Consider the following 18683-nt stretch of genomic DNA (forward strand, 5'->3'; position numbering starts at 1 on the left):
TTCTCTTAACAGCTATTTAATATTGTAATATGTAGTGGACAGATATTGGCATGAGAAGAGCGAGAAACTATGTCTTACAGTGCTTTTACGTTACGCAAAGCCAAGGAAGAATTAAATCTCAATTTTGTGGAAGGGGTAAGATTTTTGCCTAACTTAGATGTAATTACCCCTAGCACCAACCTGATTGAATTCCTACAGGAAAGCATTCCTTTGGCGATCGCAATGGGATCAGAAAAAGCGCGATCGGAATTAATTATTTCGCCGATTCTATTTGAAGTTAGAAAACAGCTTCATCGTCAGATCAGCTTTTTTTCAGGAGAAGAGTTTAATGTTGATGAAAGCATTGGTTTAAATGGGGTTTGTGACTTCTTGATTAGTCGCTCAACCGAACAACTTTTTGTGGAATCTCCTGTGGTTGCGATCGTGGAAGCGAAAAAGGATGACTTAAAATCAGGTTTAGGTCAATGTATTGCTGAAATGGTTGCCGCCCAAAGATTTAACCTAGGCAGAGAGAATACTATTGACACTATTTTTGGCTGTGTCACTAGCGGTAACCGTTGGATATTTTTACAGTTAAAAGAACAAAATTTGACTATAGATTTAGAAGAATATGTAGTTCCTCCTGTAGATTGGTTGCTTAATGCTTTGGCATGGATGTGTAAACCAGATCTAGTCTAATAAATAATCATCTTCAAAAACTTCTTTCCACGTTAGCGAAGAAATACTCGATTTGCAATTCATCTCAGCTTCGGCTTTGCGATTTGCTTTGATCAAAGCCTGCTCCCAAAGCGATTCGATAAACTCACGATTGAGACTAGGCATCTCTTCTTGACTTTCCTCGATCGCATCACGAGCATCAAGAATAGAAACAATCCAACTCCGACTACGCTTATTTGGTTGGGTTTGCCACTTAATGATATGCATCATTAAGCGAGTTAATTGACTTTTAAGAGCTTGACGTTCTGATCTTGACATTGCCTCAACTAGAGCATTCAGGGCGACTTTTGCTTCCTCTGTTTGTCCCTGCTGGAGCAAAATTTGAGCAGCTTCTGCGGTTTGAAAATGGGAGTTAATAGCCATCATCTTCCAGTCTGTTTGAAGATTTATTTTAGGATTTGCGAGCATTTCCACACCTCCATAGTTTTAAACTGTAGTTAATAATTGCATCGCACGTTTCAATATTTCCGACTGATTTACCATTTTACCAAGGGAGATCGCATCATACGCACCACCAAAAGCCTCTAGTCGAGCATTGTCTAAGGCGCGATCATAAGCCTCTTCGAGAATTTCTTGAAGTTCTCGATCGCTTAAATAATTTCCGCCAGCCTTACGGCGTTTGTTTGTGCGTTGAATTGAGAATATAGAATTACGAATTGATACATCCCAAGAACTTGTAGAACGCTTTTCGGCAGATTGCTTGATTAGATGTAGCAAGAGAATCACGGCATAACTTTCAATTTTATTAATCTTATCGTCTTTGCTCATCTCTTCTAGTTCATCAATCAGCATCAGAGCAGATTGCGTATCTCCTCTCTGAATTAGCGATCGCAGTTCTATGAGTTCTTCCATATTGTTTTTTATTAGCTTTTAGCCTTTAGCTTTTAGCGGTTAGCTTTAATTTATTGTATGACTAAGTATTTATCAGAACTGAAGACTAAAAGCCAACCGCTAATCATCAAATCCACTAAAGCTAAAGACTAAAAGCTAACAGCTAATCGCTAAAAGCTAATAACTATCCCACGCTATTCTCTAACTTCAAAGCCAAGAGCTTATCTGCTTCAACTGCAAATTCCATCGGCAAAGCATTAAACACTTCCTTACAGAAGCCGCTAATGATCATCGAAACCGCATCTTCCACAGCAATACCGCGTTGTTGGAAATAGAAGAGTTGTTCTTCACCAATTTTAGAAGTGGATGCTTCATGCTCAACCCTTGCCGTATTATTTTGGACTTGGATATAGGGAAAAGTATTTGCTTGAGAACAGTCACCAATCAGCATTGAGTCACATTGAGAATAGTTTCTTGAACCTTCAGCTTTTGGTGAAATCTTCACTAAGCCGCGATAGCTATTTTGTGAACCACCTGCGGAAATACCTTTAGAAACGATTTTACTGCGAGTATTTTTGCCGATATGCACCATCTTGGAGCCAGTATCAGCTTGTTGCTTGTTATTAGTTAAAGCAACCGAGTAAAACTCACCAACGGAATTTTCACCGACTAAGACACAGCTAGGATATTTCCAAGTGATTGCTGAACCAGTTTCTACTTGAGTCCAAGAGATTTTGGAGTTTTTGCCTTGGCATAAACCGCGCTTAGTTACAAAGTTATAGATACCGCCTTTGCCATTCTTATCGCCAGCGTACCAGTTCTGCACAGTTGAATATTTTACTTCCGCGTCATCGAGGGTGACAATTTCGACAACGGCAGCATGGAGTTGATTAGTATCAAACATTGGTGCTGTGCAGCCTTCAAGATAGCTAACATAAGCTCCTTCTTCGGCAACGATCAGGGTGCGCTCAAACTGACCAGAGTCACCATTGTTAATGCGGAAATAGGTGGACAAGTCCATGGGGCATTTCACGCCTTTGGGGATGTAAACAAAGGAACCGTCGCTAAATACGGCAGCATTGAGTGCGGAGAAATAGTTGTCAGCGATCGGGACAACGCTACCCAAATATTTTTTGATTAGTTCGGGATATTCATGCATCGCTTCCGAGATCGAGCAGAAAATCACGCCAACTTTAGCTAAATCCTTTTTAAATGTAGTGGCGACAGAAACGCTGTCAAAAATTGCGTCCACGGCAACATTGGCGAGACGTTTTTGTTCATTCAGGGAAATACCTAACTTTTCAAAGGTATCGAGCAATTCGGGATCGACCTCATCGAGGCTAGCCTTTTTCTTAGACTGCTTAGGGGCGGAATAGTAAACGATATCTTGATAATCAATCGCAGGATAATCGACATGCGCCCAAGTCGGCTCTTGCATCTTTAACCATTGGCGATACGCTTTGAGACGAAATTCCAGCATATATTCTGGCTCATTTTTCTTAGCCGAAATCATGCGGACGACATCTTCGCTCAAACCGCGAGGAATTGTATCCGACTCAATGGATGTAACAAATCCGTATTTGTATGGTTGGTTGACAAGTGCTTGAACCGTTGCAGTCATGTCAGTCGAGGCTCCTGATGGTTTACATGTAAAGTTAGTGGTTTATGCTGGCTTTACTGGATTAAAACAACTTACTTGTTTCTTTACTAATTGTAAGGTACATTAACAACATCCAAGTTGTCAAAGTCATTTTTTACAAACTTTATAACTTTGTTTAAGTTTTGCCTAAGTTTTGTTATCACATAACAAAACTTTCTCAAGACCCTATTGCCATCAGGAGCTGATTCCATGAAAACTCCCATCGGCGTTGCGGAGATGATCACGCCAGACTTAAAGCCAGAAATAAAAGGCGAGGTGAAGCATGAATCGAAACATGACACTAAGCAAGATATTTTGCAGCATCTGCTCAAGCGTGGAGAAGTAACAGCCCAAGATTTAGCAGAAAGACTGGATATTAGTCCCCAAGCAATCCGTAAGCATTTAAAAGATCTCGAAACTGAGGGGTTGATCTATCACACTGCTGAGCAGGTGGGTATGGGTAGACCGCAGTTTGTGTATGCTTTGACGGTAGCAGGACGCGATCGCTTTCCTGATAGTTACAATCAATTTGCTGTAAATTTCTTAGATACGCTAATCGATACTTTAGGTAAAGATCAAGTATCTGAGGTACTGCAAAAGCAATGGCAACGCAAAGCTCAACATTATAAATCTTTACTGGGAATCGGTTCGCTTAGGCAACGGTTAGAAAAATTAGCCGAAATTCGCCGTTCTGAAGGTTATGTGACTGAGTGGTTTCCTGTAGAAGGGAAAAATCAAAGTTTTATTTTTACGGAATATAACTGCGCGATCGCCCATGTTGCTGAATCTTTCCCTAGTGTATGTGGTCATGAACTAGAAATGTTCGCGACAGTCCTAGATTGTCCAGTAGAGCGTACTCATTGGATGGTTGATGGCGAACATCGTTGTGGGTATTTAATTCAGAATAATTGAGAACCAGCATTGGTTCTCAATTATTCTGCTAGCATAATTATTAGTCTTGAGATAAACATAGGAAAAAATATGAGTCTGACCTTAACAAGAGATAATGTCGAAAATGTTTTAGATGAGTTGCGTCCTTATCTAATGTCTGATGGTGGCAATGTAGAACTTGTCGAAATCGAAGGACCAATTGTGAGATTGCGTTTGCAAGGTGCTTGTGGCTCTTGTCCTAGCTCCGCTATGACTTTGAGAATGGGTATTGAGCGCAAGTTGAAAGAAGAGATTCCTGAAATTGATGAAATTGAGCAAGTTTATTAGATTCTTTTAGATAGCACTAAAACACAAAATGGCTAAGCCATTTTGTGTTTTTAAAACCCTTCCTAAGTTTGGTTAATAATCCACAAAGGTGTTGTCACACCTTCATGAATTATTAAGTAGTTCACCTTAATTAAAGCCTAAAACCAGAATCTGTCCCGCCCGCTACGCGGGCGGGACAGATTCTGGTTTTAACGTGAGTTCGATATAGCCATTTGCGGCGTGCGAAGCACGCCACAAATGGCGAAAAATGGTAAGAATCGCTAAGCGATTCTTACCATTTTTCGCTTTCGTCGAACTGACGTTTATTTAGGAAGTAAAATGTTGAATTTGAGTCAATAGAGACTGCATACTTTCTAGAATCTCCTTCATGTTTGCTTCTTTTTGATTATGTCCAATTAGCTCTAAATCTTGAGCGATCGCCGCAATTGAAATCATACCTAAGTTACTCGCTGAACCTTTGATAAAATGAGCAATTTGGGAAATCTTACGATAGTCATTGGACGCGATCGCAGCTTCGAGTTGCTCTAAACCCTTAGATGTAGAATCGATAAAAGTTTCGATAAGTTCAGTCTTAAACTCTTCATTACCATCAGCAATATCATCAATATATATCCAATCAATTAATGGTAATGATTCAGTAATATTGAGATCGCGCTCTAGGAGACTGGTATGAGTATCTCGATCGTCAGTTATTGCCTTAACTGTAATTTCAGAAGAGGCGATCGCATTCTGAGCATTAATTTTTCTTTCCCATGCAGCTAATTTTTGAGCAAGATCTTCTTTGCGAATCGGTTTACTGAGATAGTCGTCCATCCCACTGGCAATGCAGCGATCGCGATCTTCTCTCATGGCATTAGCGGTCATAGCCACGATGACAATCTTACTTTTAGGTGAATCTAGTTGTCGAATAGCTATCGTTGCCTCATAGCCGTCCATCTCTGGCATCTGGCAATCCATTAAGATAATGTCATAGTGGATGTGCTTGAGTAAATCGAGAACTTCTTTCCCATTTCCTGCTACATCCGCATCGTAGCCAAAGCTCCTTAACTGATGTAAAGCAACTTTTTGGTTGATCGGACTATCCTCAGCAATCAAGATTTTTAGCTTAGAAATCTTGGTAGTTATATCATCTAACCCGATGAGTGGAGAAATTGGCAAAGATTTGCGATTAGTATCTATAGAAACTACTTCCATCAAAATATCTAGTAAGCGAGATTGTTTGACTGGTTTGACAAGGTAAAACTCAAATCCCATTTCTTTAACGCGGCTGATGCCACCTCGTTGATTTAGAGAGGTCAGCATAATTAATTTGATATCTTGTAACGTCGGGTCAGCTTTAATCTTTGCACCTAACATTTCGCCATCAAGGTCAGGCATCTGCATGTCTAAAATTGCTAACTGATAGCGATCGCCTTCAGCAACTGCTGCACGTAAAATAGCGATCGCATCTGATGCGGATTGCACTGCATCGACCCGCATCTGCCAAGCCGTTAGTTGATAGGTTAGGATTTTGCAATTAGTTGCATTATCATCTACTACTAATACGCGAATATCTTTGAGATTAATTTCACGCCGTGGTGGACGCTCAGCGATCGCTTCGGGAGATTCCTTCACAAAGGAAATTCTAAACCAAAACTGTGAACCTCGCCCTTCCTCACTATCGATGCCAATTTCACCTCTCATAAGATCGACTAATTGCTTACAAATTGCCAAGCCTAAACCAGTACCACCATATTTACGGTTAGTCGAAGCATCAACTTGGGTGAATGGTTGAAACAGTTTTTTCTGGGCTGTAGGCGATATCCCAATACCTGTATCAATTACTCTAAATTCAATCGTTGCAGTGGATTCAGTTTCTGCTCTGAGTGAAACTTTGACGATAACTTCCCCTTTTGAAGTAAATTTAATGGCATTGCTGACTAGATTCATTAATACCTGCTTAACCCGTGAAACATCTCCACATAAATAAATCGGGACATTTTGATGAATTAGTGAAGCTAGTTCTAAACCTTTGGACTGAGCCAGCATCGCTAATAGCTCGGTTACTTCCTCAACACAAGTGTTAAGGTCAAAACTAATCTCTTCTAATTCCATTTCATCGGCTTCAAGCTTAGAAAAATCAAGAATCTCATTAATTAGTGTCAACAGATTTTCGCCACTGATTCTTACTGTTTCCACAAAATCTTTTTGTAGAGGCGAAAGTTCAGTATCGGCTAGTAAACCTGTCATCCCTAGCACTGCATTCATTGGTGTGCGAATTTCATGGCTCATGGTGGCGAGGAAAGAGCTTTTCAGCTTAGTGGCAACTTCAGCTTGATGACGAGCTTCCTCTAAGGCTAGGTTTTGTTGTGATAATTGTTCACGACGTAGTGTTTCTTGTTCTAATAGAGTTGCTTGATAGAGAGCTATCCCCACTTGGGTTCCTAGCTCCGTTAAAAAGTCAATCTCAAAGCTCCGCCAATGTCTTGTACAACTACATTGATGCACTATGAGGAGTCCCCATAAGTTTTCCTTTTCGAGAATTGGGACGACTAAGTTTGCCTGTACTTGAAATTGAGCCATCAATTTCTTATAGCAATCTGGCATGTCTGAATTAGGGATATCATCATTGATGACTCTACGACCTTGGCGGTATTTTTCCCAAAGCCTATGTCGGAAACAGATATCTTTAACATCTGAGCCCAATGACGGAATCCAAGGTGGCTCCACTGACTCAACCACAACTGTACCATCCCATTCGCCATCAAAGCGATATGCTAAGACTCGATCTGCTTTGAGGAATCTGCGAACTTCGTCAACAGTAGTACTTAAGATCTCATTTATATTTAGTGATTGGCGAATTCGTAAAGTAATTTGGGAGAAAACCAACGATCGCCAATTTTGCAAGCGGACTTCTTCTTCAACTTGTTTGCGATCGGTGATATCCAATCCAGTAGCAACGACAAAATCAATTTTGCCATCTGAATTTAGTAGAGATGTGGTTGACCAAGAAATTAAACGACGCTCTCCATGTTTAGTTATCCAATAGTTTTCGTAGGAATTTGGTGAGTTTTGAGAAGTTACTTTAGAAAGATTTTTACGAACTGATGGAACATCTTCGGGCAACAAAAAAATCTTCCAAAAGTGTTGATTATGTACTTCTTCATAATAATAACCAGTCACCCGTTCACATTCTCGATTAAATCGGATGATTTTACCTTCTAGATCTAAGACTATTACTAGTGTTGCAGCCGTATCCAATACAGCAACTGTAAAATCCCGCTCTTGTTTCAAGCTATTAGCTAACTTGCGTCGGATAGTTATTTCATGTCTCACAACATAAAATAATATTGCTAGCACAACTAGAGTAGATAGGAGTGTAATTAGAGAAATATCTACAGCACTAATGATCGAAGTTTTACGTTTCTGTAACCACTGCATTAAGTTGCTTGTTTCTAAAGCGATCAGTTCTTCTAACTGCACCTCGGCAAGATCTAGATGGTTTTGGTGATTCAAATCACTTATTTTTTTCTGGGTCGCGCTGATGCCAGCAGTTTGATAGAGCAACACAATTTGGCGAGAGTCACTCATTTCTCTGTTAATGTGTTGGACTAACAGAAGCAGCATGTTTTTATAGCGATCGCTCTTTTGCTGATCGTATATATGGCTACTATTGCCTAAAGATAGCTGCTTAAGAACTTGTAAATCTTGCTCCAACTGCAAAGCTAAAACCTCATATTTTTTCAAACTATCTGAGCTATTAGATAGTAGATAATTCATCATTACAACTTTTAATTCGCGCAAACGATTAAGCGGCTGATTAATTTTTTCTAAGGTTTCGCGTTGTTGCAGAATCGCGCTGTTGATATCTCGTAAGTTGCTCAAATTGTCAAAAGAAATTATGCCCATACTAATGACCATTGTTGCGGCGAGGCTCATCCAAAAGGCAATTTTCTTGACAAAGATTCCTTTTGCTTGGGGATGTTTAATTTTTGTGGGGACAGCCAAACGATTGACTTCAGTTAAGCTACGACGAGTTTCAATAATGTATGCAGCTTGACGACCTAATAACTTAAGAGCAGAAAGTTGCGCTTGCGTAAGCTCTCTAGGCTTATGGTCAAGTACACACAAGCTTCCTAGGGCATAACCTTCTACAGTTTTAATGGGAACGCCTGCATAAAAGCGAATATTTGGAGTATGGGTGACTAGGGGATTGTCAACAAACCTCTCATCATGAAGCGCGTCAGCAACTACAAAAATTCCATCTGTAAGAATTGCATGAGCGCAAAAAGATAGACTTCTTGGGGTTTCTGTTACCTCTAACCCAACTTTTGACTTAAACCATTGCCGATCTTTGTCTAGCAAACTTACTAAAGCGATCGGGGTTTGACAAATATGAGCAGCCAATTCGGTGATATCATCAAAGCCTTGCTCTGACTCAGTATCTAGGATATTACACTGATATAGAGCGGCTACTCTTTCCAGTTCATTTGAGGGGTTGTGAGCAGAAATCATGTAGGTTTTAGGTTGGGATTTTAGGTTCCCAATTAAGATTTTTCAATTAGATGTTTTTCGTTAATCCCCGTTCAGTCAACTTTTATAACGTTTTACAAATGCAGACTCATTTGCAAAATGAAAAACAAACACAGTAAAGGCTTTGACTTATAATTTTGCTTGCGATAAAGCTAGAAGTGTATGTCTCAATATAGCAATCTTCCCAATCATTTGGAAGAAAGTGGAAGAAAGTCGATGGTTTCAGCTCCCTGCGGTTTTATCGACGAGTGGTGGCGCTTCACGCCGCCACTCGTCTTCTGGTCTTATATCATCCAAACAAGGCTACAGCTATACAAAACAAATAGTTGATGGTGCGCGACGAAGTCGCACACCATCAACTATTTACTGGGAGAAGATTGCTACAGCCTAATACTCAGTATCAACTTTAGAGTATTGCCTAACCAAATCAGAGCAACCATACCGCCAAAAATTGCTAGAGGTACGATCGCCAAAGTTTTCCAGATTTTGATTCCTAACGCTACGGATGCGCTCCATACTTGCCAGACGATAAACCAGATGATCACTGCGATCGCCGCAATAACCCGAAATCGTGGCGACAAACTCAATGCAGGAGCCATAAATAGCCAAGGCAAACTCGCAAAACCTGTTAGGGTAAGCAATTCACGCATCTCAACGTTTTTTTGAAAAACATTAGCTAACTGTTTGAGGAGAAAAGTGAAAAATAACCAACCAATAATTCCACTAATCACTGACCAGATGATTCTGAAACTTACAACTTGGTCAAGACGTAAGGTTTCCAGAGTATTTACCGAAGCAATAACGATCGCTGCTTGGACAAAGTTAGGATTGGTTTTGAGTTGCTCAAAGGTCACTTGCGGTAAAAACAGCGTCCCATAGAGGCGATCCAGAAACGTTCCCAGTGTTTGCGGCGGTTGAGGCGATGTGTCCCTGTCAGGGATAATATCTGTGGCGATCGCATCTAAATCAGCAGAATTTGGCTCAGTGGGATTCATAAAAAGCTAGTGGTGACGTTGATATAAGTCTAAATTTGCCGTGATTTTGTCTTAATCTAATACTAATTGCTAACTGACTCTAACATGATAGACCTCGACACTACTCAAACTCATCATCTCCTTAACATTAATGCAAGCCAATTGCCACAAGGTTTACGAGGGAAAATCTCGATCCCTGGAGACAAGTCGATTTCGCATCGAGCGTTAATGCTTGGCTCCCTAGCAGAGGGTGAGACAACAATTCGAGGTTTATTGCTAGGCGAAGATCCGCGCAGTACGGCAGCATGTTTTTCGGCAATGGGGGCAGAAATTTCGGAACTTAACTCGGAATTGGTCACAGTCAAGGGCATCGGGTTAGGTAATCTCAAGGAGCCGCTAGATGTTTTAAATGCGGGTAATTCGGGAACGACATTACGTTTGATGCTAGGAATTCTTGCCAGTCACCCCGATCGCTTTTTTACGGTTACAGGGGATCACTCTTTGCGATCGCGCCCCATGTCTCGAGTCGTCAATCCTTTGCGTCAAATGGGGGCAAATATCTGGGGTCGCGAAAATGGAGCGCGAGCACCGCTAGCGATTTCAGGGCAAAATCTTAAAGCAATTCACTATCAGTCGCCTGTAGCTTCGGCACAGGTCAAGTCCTGCATTATGTTAGCGGGATTAATGACGGATGGTGAAACGATTATCACGGAGCCAGAAAGATCTCGCGATCATAGTGAAAGAATGTTGGCTGCTTTCGGCGCAAAAGTGAGCCTTGATCTTGATACGAATACCGTCGGCATTAAGGGCGGCGCAAAACTAGTTGGACAGGAGGTGACTGTACCGGGGGACATCAGTTCAGCCGCATTTTGGTTGGTAGCTGCATCCATCGTTCCCAATTCGGATTTGGTAATTGAGAACGTCGGCATTAATCCCACCCGTACAGGTATTCTCGAAATTCTTGCCGAGATGGGTGCAGATATAGCCTATGAAAATCAACGTGAAGTTACGGGTGAACCTGTTGCTGATTTACGAGTACGCTCTGCAAATCTCAAGGCTTGTCGGATCGGTGGTGCGGTAATTCCACGGCTAATTGATGAGATTCCGATTTTAGCGATCGCTGCTAGTTGTGCAGAAGGAACTACCACCATCGAAGATGCTGCTGAGTTGCGTGTCAAGGAGAGCGATCGCATTGTGGCGATGGTCAAAGAAATGACAAAAATGGGCGCGAATGTGACCGAACTTCCTGATGGTATGGCGATCGTGGGAGGTAAATCTTTGGTAGGGGCGGAAGTTGACAGCTATAACGATCATCGAGTCGCGATGAGTCTAGCGATCGCGGCTCTAGTTGCTAAAGGTAAAACCACGATCAATCGTGCCGAGTCTGCGGCTATTTCTTACCCATCATTTATTCCTACCTTACAAAGTTTGTACGCATAATACGCATAATCAGAGTAAAAGAACGTGAGTTCGATATAGCCATTTGCGGCGTGCTTCGCACGCCGCAAATGGCGAAAAATGGTAAGAATCGCTTAGCGATTCTTACCATTTTTCGCTTTCGTCGAACTGACGTTAATGCAAGAAATGGCGAAGCCCTGTAAATACCATAACTAAGCCAAGCTCATCAGCCGCTTTAATTGAGTCGGCATCGCGCATACTTCCTCCTGGTTGAACGATCGCCACAATTCCTGCGGCTGCCGCAGTGCGTACAGAGTCATCAAAGGGGAAAAAGCCATCACTTGCAAGGAATGCTCCCTGCGCTTTGTCTCCTGCTTGCTCTAGAGCAATTTTGGCTGAGCCGATGCGGTTGGTTTGACCAGCACCTATGCCGATGGTGGTGCAGTCTTTAGTAATGGCGATCGCATTGGATTTGACATGACGACTAACTTTCCACGCAAAAATTAGTTCCTGCAACTGCTCAGGAGCTGGCTGCTTTTGGGTAACTACTTTCCATGTGTCAGGATTGACCGCTTCATCGTCAGATCTCTGGACTAGCATTCCCCCCGCGAGCGTCTTCACTGTTTCATGGGAACCATGTTTGAGATCGGATAGAACTAAAACCCGTAAATTTTGTTTTTTGCCCAGAATCGCAGAAACACTGGGAACACAGGCAGGAGCAACTACACATTCTAAAAATGTCTTGTTCAAAAGATTGGCAGTTTCTTCATCAATCGGACGATTGAGGGCGACGATACCACCAAATGCAGAAGTGGCATCTGCTTCAAAGGCTTTTTGATAAGCTTCCGCAATGGTGGAGGCGATCGCTACACCGCAAGGATTATTATGCTTGATGATCACCGCACAGGGTAGATCGTCGCTAAATTCGGCGATGATACTGCGGGCTGCTTCGAGATCGAGTAAGTTATTGAAACTGAGTTCTTTGCCTTGAAGTTGTTGCGCGGCTGACCAGCCTTTGGGTGTTGCACCTACTTGATACCATGTCGCAGGTTGATGGGGATTTTCGCCATAACGTAGGGGCTTAGGATTGTTGCATAGCAAAGTATAGGAAGAAGCAAGCTTATTGAGTGGCTCCTGTTCTGCTTTCTGCTCATTTTCTAAATACTCAGCGATCGCTTTATCATAGGACTGTGTATGTTGGAAAGCGGCGATCGCCAGTTTCTTGCGAAACTCTAGGGTGGTTTCGCCGTTGTTGGCTTTTAGCTCTGCTAGAAACTCTGCATATTGGCTAGGGCTAGACAATACCGCAACATGATTATAATTCTTTGCTGAGGCGCGAATCAGCGTTGGTCCACCAATATCAATATTCTCGATCGCATCTTCAAGGGTGACATTAGGCTTAGCGATCGTTTCGGTAAATGGATAGAGGTTAACTACCACAATCCGAATTGGTTGAATCTCGTTATCAGCTAAGTCTTGCTGATGTTCTGGTAGATCAAGTCTGGCTAGAATGCCGCCATGAATCCGTGGATGCAAGGTTTTGACTCGTCCACCTAAAATTTCAGGTGCGCCTGTATAGTCAGAAACCTTAGTAACTTCAAGCTCAGCCGCCTTGAGTGCCTTGGCAGTTCCACCACTACTGATTAGTTGAAAATTGTAGGTGGTCGATAGTTCACGGGCAAGGTCGAGTAGTCCTGTTTTGTCAGAAACACTCAAAAGGGCAAGGGGTTTCATACTATTTAGCTCCATATTCATGATGGGAGTTGGGCAAAGCTTTGCCTTATAAACTTCCTGTGCCATTTTATCGCATGTTACAGCGCTTTGCGCTCAAACCAAAACCCGTAAGGTTGCGCCCCTGCGGGGCGCAACCTTACGGGTTTTGGTAATTTGTTCTGAACAGGTACTTTTCAAGTAATCACGATCGCTGCTTGTGCTGGTGTCCACACAGGAAACTTCTGCATCACCAACTCAAATAGCTCACTAGTTTCATGCCATTTTAGCCATTGCTGCAAATGCAAATAAGAACTTGAGAGAAACCAATCTATATCTACATAGGCAAACTGCCTCACAAAGGGGAAAATCGCAATATCCGAGAGGGTTTGCCGATCGCTAATCAAAAAACTATGAGTAGCATCAGATGGCGATCGCTGTTGCAGTTGAAGTTCTAAAACTTTGAGAAACTCTTCCGCTTGTTGTCGATAGTCTTCCTGCGATTGATCAGGGAATCGGTTGGGGTACTTATAGCGATCAAGGGCGCGTTTAAATTCATGGTCATTGGTATGGATAAGCTGTTGCGCGATCGCTACAGAATGATCAGGTAAATCTTGCCAATTGAGAGGATCATACTGTTGAATTGCCCAATTCATAATATCGAGACTCTCTTCCAAAACCATAAAATCTTGTCCAGTAAATATTTGCATTACAGGTGTTGTTCCCTTGGGCGAAATATCAAGCATTTCTCTAGATTTATTCTTTAAAGAGACTTCCCTCAGTTCATAACTGACACCTGCATAGGCAAGAGCCATTCTTGCGCGAATTGCATAGGGACAACGTCTGAAAGAATAAAGAATGGGAAGATACATAACCGAACTAAGAAAGACAATTAGCATATTTTATAGCAATGGAAGAGATTGCTAGGAAATCAAAATCCAAATAAATAGAGGCAGTGCAAAGCACTGCCTCTATTTATGCCGTCTCTATTTATTTGGATTGCAAAACCTTCATTGCTTAATTACTGTCCGATTTTTGTTAGCGCGGCTTCGTAGCGCTAACAAAAATCGGTTCCTGTTAAATTTCATAACCCTTACCTAAAACAACGTCAATTCGACGAAAGCGAAAAATGGCAAGAATCGCTTAGCGATTCTTGCCATTTTTCGCCATTTGCGGCGTGCTTCGCACGCCGCAAATGGCTATATCGAACTCACGTTAAAACAAAAATAGTTGCATTGTCATCTTGAAAGAGGATTTGGAGACCAAATCCCTACATTTTTTACAGGTAGGGGCTTGGTCTCCAAGCCCCATCTCCGCTTCTTAATAATTCATTGCGATACTTCTATGTTTCTCTTGCTAGAAACTGTAATCTGTAATACCTTTGTCTCATAGGCGATCGCCTTAAATACAGTAGTAAAAAGCCATAAAATATCCAAATATAACTGCATTAATTCATGGGAATAATCACTAATAGAGTTTCTTCTATAGTCTCTGGCAAGAATCTATGGGTCGCAGCATTGGGAGCAATACTTACTGGAGCCTGTAATAGTACTCCCACACCTCCAGTCTCAACCGCTCCAGCATCAACCACAGGCGCAACCACCGCTTCTCCAGATGCAAAAGAATTTAAAGCCGCAATGATTTTAGTAGGCCCACAAAATGATTCTGGTTGGAACCAAGGTCATTACGAAGCCTCAAAATATGTAATGGAGAAGCAGTCAGGCATTCAATTTGACTATGTAGATAAGGTCAATCCAGGCGATCGCCCTAATGTTAAAGCTTCACAAGTAGCTGATGATCTAATTGCTAAGGGGGCAAAGCTAGTATTTTTCAACTCAGATGATTTTAAGGATGATGCTCTAGAAACTGCTAAAAAGCATCCTACTGTGTCCGTAATTCATGCCAGTGGCGATTACGCTTGGAAAGAAGGCAAAAACTTCAAAAACCAGCCAAATCTTAGCAATGTCATGCCTCAAATCGAGTATGGGCGAATGATTTCGGGATGTGCGGCGGCGCTCAATTCGGAGACGGGCAAAATCGGTTTTGTGGGGCCATTAATTAATGACGAAACCCGTAGACTCGTTTCGGCAAGTTATTTGGGCGCTAGGTATTGCTGGCAAACCTACCGCAAAAAGAATCCTGAAGACTTGACGTTTAAGGTGGTCTGGATTGGCTTCTGGTTCAATATTCCTGGGCAGACTCTCGATCCCACTAAAGTCTCCGATGACTTTTATAACAGTGACTTTGATGTGGTGATGAGTGGCATTGACACGCCTGAAGTCGCAGTCCAAGGCAAGAAAGCGGCGGAATCTGGCAAGAAGATCAAGTATCTACACTATGGACTCAAAACTGGTTGCAATGTTGCTCCCGATATTTGTATAGGTGTCCCCTATTACAACTGGGGACCCGCATACCTTGATCAAACCAAAAAAGCGAAGGAAGGCAAATTTACAGGGGAATTTATTTCCGCAGCACCTAACTGGAAGGATTTGAATAATCCTGATACTTCCGCAGTGGGATTTGAGAAGGGCAAAGCCTTGACTCCAGAAAGCGATAAGTTCTTGACAGAATTTATTACTGGTTTGGGTGATGGCAGCATCAGTCTTTTTAAAGGTCCTCTGAACTATCAAGATGGTACTCCTTTTCTGAAGGAAGGCGAGACGGCAACTCCACAACAGATCTGGTACTTTACCAGCTTGTTGCAAGGTATTGAAGGTGCAAGTAAATAAATAAATGATCCCCCTCAATCCCCCTTGTAAAGGGGGAAGAAGAAAATTCTCCCCCCTTTACAAGCTACCGTGTACACACAAGTTATCAGCTATAGCGTGAGTTACTAAAGATCCCCCTCAATCCCCCTTGTAAAGGGAAGAAGAAAATTCTCCCCCCTTTTTCAAGGGGGGCTGGGGGGATCTAAACTCTAAAACGCAGATAGAAAGGGGTTATTGGCAAGACCTGGATACCATGGGACAAAAATGAAAGTTGAACTTAGCCATATTTATAAATCCTTTGGCAATGTCAAGGCAAATCAAGATATCTCAATGACCGTTGAGGCGGGAAGTGTCTATGGGATCTTGGGCGAAAATGGGGCAGGGAAAAGTACTTTATCTAAAGTTCTCAGTGGCTTTATCACTAAAGATGCTGGCAAGATTTTGTTAGATGGAATTGAAGTTGACATTAAAACTCCTGCTGATGCCATCTGTGCTGGGATTGGGATGTTACATCAAGATCCCTTAGATTTTCCTTCGCTATCTGTTTTAGATAATTTCATGGCAGGGAGAAGTACTTTAAGCAAAAAGATCGGTAGAAAGAGGGTTAACACTCATAATCGTCATGATCTCATTAAAGAACTTCGACAGCTATGTGCCGCTTTTGGCTTTGATTTGCATCCTAGCGATCGCCTATCAAATCTCACTGTAGGAGAGCGTCAACAGCTAGAGATATTGCGGCTTTTGTCCCTTGGGGTCAAGACATTAATTTTAGATGAGCCAACCACGGGTATTTCTGCTTCCCAAAAAAAGGCTCTATTTACAGCAGTCAAACAATTGGCAGCCGAGGGGAAATCGATTATTTTTGTGTCGCATAAATTAGAAGATGTGGAAGAACTATGCGATCGCCTGATGGTAATGCGTCAAGGTGCGGTGATTGGGGAAGCGGAAGTGAAGGGACGTGATTCCGCCGAGTTAGCAGCTTCTTTAGTTGACATGATGTTTGGACATGATCTTGCCATACCTGCTAAACATTCAACGAGCATAGAGCAGACCGCCCCTGCTTTGGTAATTCAGGATTTACAAATTGATGGCGATCGCTTGAGTTTGCAGATTGATAAATTAACTGTGCAGTCTGGTGAAATTATTGGATTAGCAGGGTTAGAAGGCAATGGACAACAGTTGCTATTGCTTGCCTGTGCGGGCTTACTGAAGCCAAAATCTGGCAAGATTTGCCTCAATGATCTGGATATGACCAATCGCGCCTATCGTAACTTTTTGAAGGCAGGAATTGCCTATTTACCAGCCGATCGCTTGCAAGATGGTCTGATTCGGGGGCTATCGATCCATGAGCATTTTATGTTGCGCCAATCTAATGCGAAATCCAATCTAGAATCTAATTCAAAATCTAATGCTGGATTTTTGATTAATTGGAGTGATACTCGCAAATATACACATCAGGCGATCGAGACTTTTAATATTCGCGGTAAACCATCGACTCGGGTGGAGAAATTATCGGGAGGTAATCAACAACGCACCCAAATCTCACTCTTGCCAGATCAATTGAGTTTACTATTAATGGAACAGCCCACTAGAGGGCTAGACATCGAATCGACTCTCTGGATTTGGAAACAGATGATGGAGCGCTGCGAACAAGGCATGAGTATTTTGTTTATCTCTTCTGATCTCGATGAGATTTTGCAATATAGCGATCGCATCCTTGTATTTTGCGGCGGTAAAGTTTCTCAACCTATCGATGCTAAAACCTTAACAGTTGATAAACTCGGTCAAGCGATCGGAGGGAAGTTTGATTAGTATTGTGAATAATTTGCAAATTCTCAAAAAGTTGCCAAGGGTCGCCTATTTTCGGATTGGGGCTTTTGTGGTTGCGCTCTTGTTTATCTCTGGGGTGATTTTGCTATCTAGTGGCTCACCCTTTCAAGTCGCAGCAGGAATGTGGAATGGAGCTTTTGGTAGTAGCGATCGCTTTGCCAGAGTTATTTCCACTCTCTGCCCTCTATTACTTGCCGCCTGTGGATTGATTTTTACCTTCACCGCAGGTTTGTATAACTTAGGGATCGAAGGTCAAATTACGGCGGGGGCGATCGCCTCTACATTCTTGTTAAGGCTAATTCCTGAAGGTTTTCCACCTGCGATCGCCATTACCTTAGCAATATTATCTGGGATTATCGGTGGCGGTATATGGGGCTTACTGACGGGAATGTTGAATATTTATGGCAAGGTCAACGAGATTTTTGCAGGTTTAGGCATGAACTTCACGGCTCAAGGATTAGCTCTATATTTAGTCTTTGGTCCTTGGAAGCGATCGGGAGTTGCCTCAATGAGTGGCACAGAGCCATTTAGTGATGCTTTTTCTCTGCCCACCGTCGGTAATACTGACTTCAGCCCGATCGCCTTAGCGATCGCCATAATCGCGCTGATCGTGACCGCAGTGATGATTAAAGCGACTTACTTTGGGTTGAAACTCAAAGCCGTGGGCAATAATCTGCGAGCCGCCTATGTGTTGGGCATTCCTGCGATCGCCCAAATGATGAGCAGTTTTGTGATTTGTGGCGCTTTAGCAGGTATCGCGGGATCTTTGCAAGTGGTGGCAGTATTTCACCGCCTTATCCCCAATATTTCCAGTAATTTAGGCTTTTTAGCCCTGCTAGTAGTGATGCTGATTAATTACAATCCCTTCTTGATTTTGCCGATCGCTTTTCTATTTAGTTCTCTCAATGTTGGCAGTTTAGAATTACCGCTATCCCTCAGTTTAGATTCTTCACTCTCTGGGATTATTCAGGGCGCATTGCTTTTGTTTGCCATTCTTGGCGAAGGTTTGGCTAAGTTATCTAAAGAATAATGATCTTCTAATAAAGAGATCCCCCTCAATCCCCCTTAAAAAGGGGGAAGAAGATAATTAAATTCTCCCCCCTTTTTAAGGGGGGCTGGGGGGGATCTACACCCTTAAACGTAGAC

The 18683-nt window shown here is 42.3% G+C and carries 14 protein-coding genes; 7 read left to right on the forward strand and 7 right to left on the reverse strand.

Going from position 1 to position 18683, the window contains the following annotated elements; translation table 11 throughout:
• Window positions 1–69: 69 nt before the first annotated feature.
• Entirely contained in the window at window positions 70–678 is a 609-nt protein-coding gene (locus VB775_RS02115) for a hypothetical protein (protein WP_281005744.1), read from the forward strand.
• Here the strand turns inward: VB775_RS02115 and VB775_RS02120 are convergent.
• The 3 genes from VB775_RS02120 to sufB all read right to left on the reverse strand — a co-directional run bounded on the left by VB775_RS02120 (window position 670) and on the right by sufB (window position 3169).
• Window positions 670–1125: a DUF29 domain-containing protein gene (locus tag VB775_RS02120; RefSeq protein WP_281005745.1), complete on the reverse strand. Its 456-nt coding sequence runs from the start codon at window positions 1123–1125 to the stop codon at window positions 670–672. The genes VB775_RS02115 and VB775_RS02120 overlap by 9 nt on opposite strands.
• 18 nt (window positions 1126–1143) lie before the next feature.
• Window positions 1144–1569: a DUF29 family protein gene (locus VB775_RS02125; protein ID WP_281005746.1), complete on the reverse strand. Its 426-nt coding sequence runs from the start codon at window positions 1567–1569 to the stop codon at window positions 1144–1146.
• A gap of 163 nt (window positions 1570–1732) precedes the next feature.
• On the reverse strand, window positions 1733–3169 hold the full coding sequence (gene sufB, locus VB775_RS02130; RefSeq protein ID WP_281005747.1) for a Fe-S cluster assembly protein SufB: 1437 nt from the start codon (window positions 3167–3169) through the stop codon (window positions 1733–1735).
• Window positions 3170–3424: 255 nt separating this feature from the next.
• Here sufB and sufR point away from each other — a divergent pair, with 255 nt between their 5' ends.
• Together sufR and VB775_RS02140 are read left to right on the forward strand one after the other, a co-directional pair.
• Window positions 3425–4099 carry an iron-sulfur cluster biosynthesis transcriptional regulator SufR gene (gene sufR, locus VB775_RS02135; protein ID WP_407072991.1) on the forward strand — a complete coding sequence of 225 codons (675 nt, stop codon included), beginning with the start codon at window positions 3425–3427 and terminating at the stop codon, window positions 4097–4099.
• Window positions 4100–4168: 69 nt separating this feature from the next.
• Window positions 4169–4405, forward strand: coding sequence for a NifU family protein (locus VB775_RS02140; protein WP_281005749.1), 237 nt, complete (start codon window positions 4169–4171; stop codon window positions 4403–4405).
• A 306-nt stretch (window positions 4406–4711) separates the two neighbouring features.
• Here the strand turns inward: VB775_RS02140 and VB775_RS02145 are convergent, their stop codons facing one another.
• Both VB775_RS02145 and VB775_RS02150 read right to left on the reverse strand, forming a co-directional pair.
• Complete coding sequence (locus tag VB775_RS02145; protein ID WP_281005750.1) at window positions 4712–8899, reverse strand: response regulator; 4188 nt, start codon at window positions 8897–8899, stop codon at window positions 4712–4714.
• A 398-nt stretch (window positions 8900–9297) separates the two neighbouring features.
• Complete coding sequence (locus VB775_RS02150) at window positions 9298–9912, reverse strand: Yip1 family protein (protein ID WP_281005752.1); 615 nt, start codon at window positions 9910–9912, stop codon at window positions 9298–9300.
• Between the two features lie 84 nt (window positions 9913–9996).
• Between VB775_RS02150 and aroA the strand changes: the two genes are divergently transcribed.
• The gene (aroA, locus tag VB775_RS02155; protein ID WP_281005753.1) at window positions 9997–11331 is read left to right on the forward strand and encodes a 3-phosphoshikimate 1-carboxyvinyltransferase; all 1335 of its coding nucleotides are present in this window, start codon (window positions 9997–9999) and stop codon (window positions 11329–11331) included.
• A gap of 132 nt (window positions 11332–11463) precedes the next feature.
• On the opposite strand, the gene purH is transcribed toward aroA, so the two are convergent.
• Complete coding sequence (purH, locus tag VB775_RS02160) at window positions 11464–13023, reverse strand: bifunctional phosphoribosylaminoimidazolecarboxamide formyltransferase/IMP cyclohydrolase (protein ID WP_281009413.1); 1560 nt, start codon at window positions 13021–13023, stop codon at window positions 11464–11466.
• Between the two features lie 173 nt (window positions 13024–13196).
• A complete protein-coding gene (locus VB775_RS02165) occupies window positions 13197–13898 on the reverse strand; it encodes a glutathione S-transferase (protein ID WP_281005754.1) in 702 nt (233 codons plus the stop codon).
• Between the two features lie 555 nt (window positions 13899–14453).
• Between VB775_RS02165 and VB775_RS02170 the strand changes: the two genes are divergently transcribed.
• The 3 genes from VB775_RS02170 to VB775_RS02180 all read left to right on the forward strand — a co-directional run bounded on the left by VB775_RS02170 (window position 14454) and on the right by VB775_RS02180 (window position 18567).
• Window positions 14454–15728 carry a BMP family lipoprotein gene (locus tag VB775_RS02170; protein ID WP_281005755.1) on the forward strand — a complete coding sequence of 425 codons (1275 nt, stop codon included), beginning with the start codon at window positions 14454–14456 and terminating at the stop codon, window positions 15726–15728.
• 243 nt (window positions 15729–15971) lie between these two features.
• A complete protein-coding gene (locus VB775_RS02175; protein WP_281005756.1) occupies window positions 15972–17519 on the forward strand; it encodes an ABC transporter ATP-binding protein in 1548 nt (515 codons plus the stop codon).
• Window positions 17479–18567: an ABC transporter permease gene (locus VB775_RS02180; RefSeq protein ID WP_281005757.1), complete on the forward strand. Its 1089-nt coding sequence runs from the start codon at window positions 17479–17481 to the stop codon at window positions 18565–18567. The genes VB775_RS02175 and VB775_RS02180 overlap by 41 nt, the downstream gene beginning before the upstream one ends.
• The last annotated feature ends 116 nt before the right edge of the window (window positions 18568–18683 follow it).

The sequence above is a fragment of the Pseudanabaena sp. CCNP1317 genome, from assembly GCF_034931345.1.
Taxonomy (GTDB): domain Bacteria; phylum Cyanobacteriota; class Cyanobacteriia; order Pseudanabaenales; family Pseudanabaenaceae; genus Pseudanabaena; species Pseudanabaena galeata.

What these genes read in the sequence shown, in the direction of transcription:
- VB775_RS02115 (WP_281005744.1), top strand. Translation starts at nt 70, where the DNA reads ATGTCTTACAGTGCTTTTACGTTACGCAAAGCCAAGGAAGAATTAAAT.
- VB775_RS02120 (WP_281005745.1), bottom strand. Translation starts at nt 1,125, where the DNA reads ATGCTCGCAAATCCTAAAATAAATCTTCAAACAGACTGGAAGATGATG.
- VB775_RS02125 (WP_281005746.1), bottom strand. Translation starts at nt 1,569, where the DNA reads ATGGAAGAACTCATAGAACTGCGATCGCTAATTCAGAGAGGAGATACG.
- sufB (WP_281005747.1), bottom strand. Translation starts at nt 3,169, where the DNA reads ATGACTGCAACGGTTCAAGCACTTGTCAACCAACCATACAAATACGGA.
- sufR (WP_407072991.1), top strand. Translation starts at nt 3,425, where the DNA reads ATGATCACGCCAGACTTAAAGCCAGAAATAAAAGGCGAGGTGAAGCAT.
- VB775_RS02140 (WP_281005749.1), top strand. Translation starts at nt 4,169, where the DNA reads ATGAGTCTGACCTTAACAAGAGATAATGTCGAAAATGTTTTAGATGAG.
- VB775_RS02145 (WP_281005750.1), bottom strand. Translation starts at nt 8,899, where the DNA reads ATGATTTCTGCTCACAACCCCTCAAATGAACTGGAAAGAGTAGCCGCT.
- VB775_RS02150 (WP_281005752.1), bottom strand. Translation starts at nt 9,912, where the DNA reads ATGAATCCCACTGAGCCAAATTCTGCTGATTTAGATGCGATCGCCACA.
- aroA (WP_281005753.1), top strand. Translation starts at nt 9,997, where the DNA reads ATGATAGACCTCGACACTACTCAAACTCATCATCTCCTTAACATTAAT.
- purH (WP_281009413.1), bottom strand. Translation starts at nt 13,023, where the DNA reads ATGAAACCCCTTGCCCTTTTGAGTGTTTCTGACAAAACAGGACTACTC.
- VB775_RS02165 (WP_281005754.1), bottom strand. Translation starts at nt 13,898, where the DNA reads ATGCTAATTGTCTTTCTTAGTTCGGTTATGTATCTTCCCATTCTTTAT.
- VB775_RS02170 (WP_281005755.1), top strand. Translation starts at nt 14,454, where the DNA reads ATGGGAATAATCACTAATAGAGTTTCTTCTATAGTCTCTGGCAAGAAT.
- VB775_RS02175 (WP_281005756.1), top strand. Translation starts at nt 15,972, where the DNA reads ATGAAAGTTGAACTTAGCCATATTTATAAATCCTTTGGCAATGTCAAG.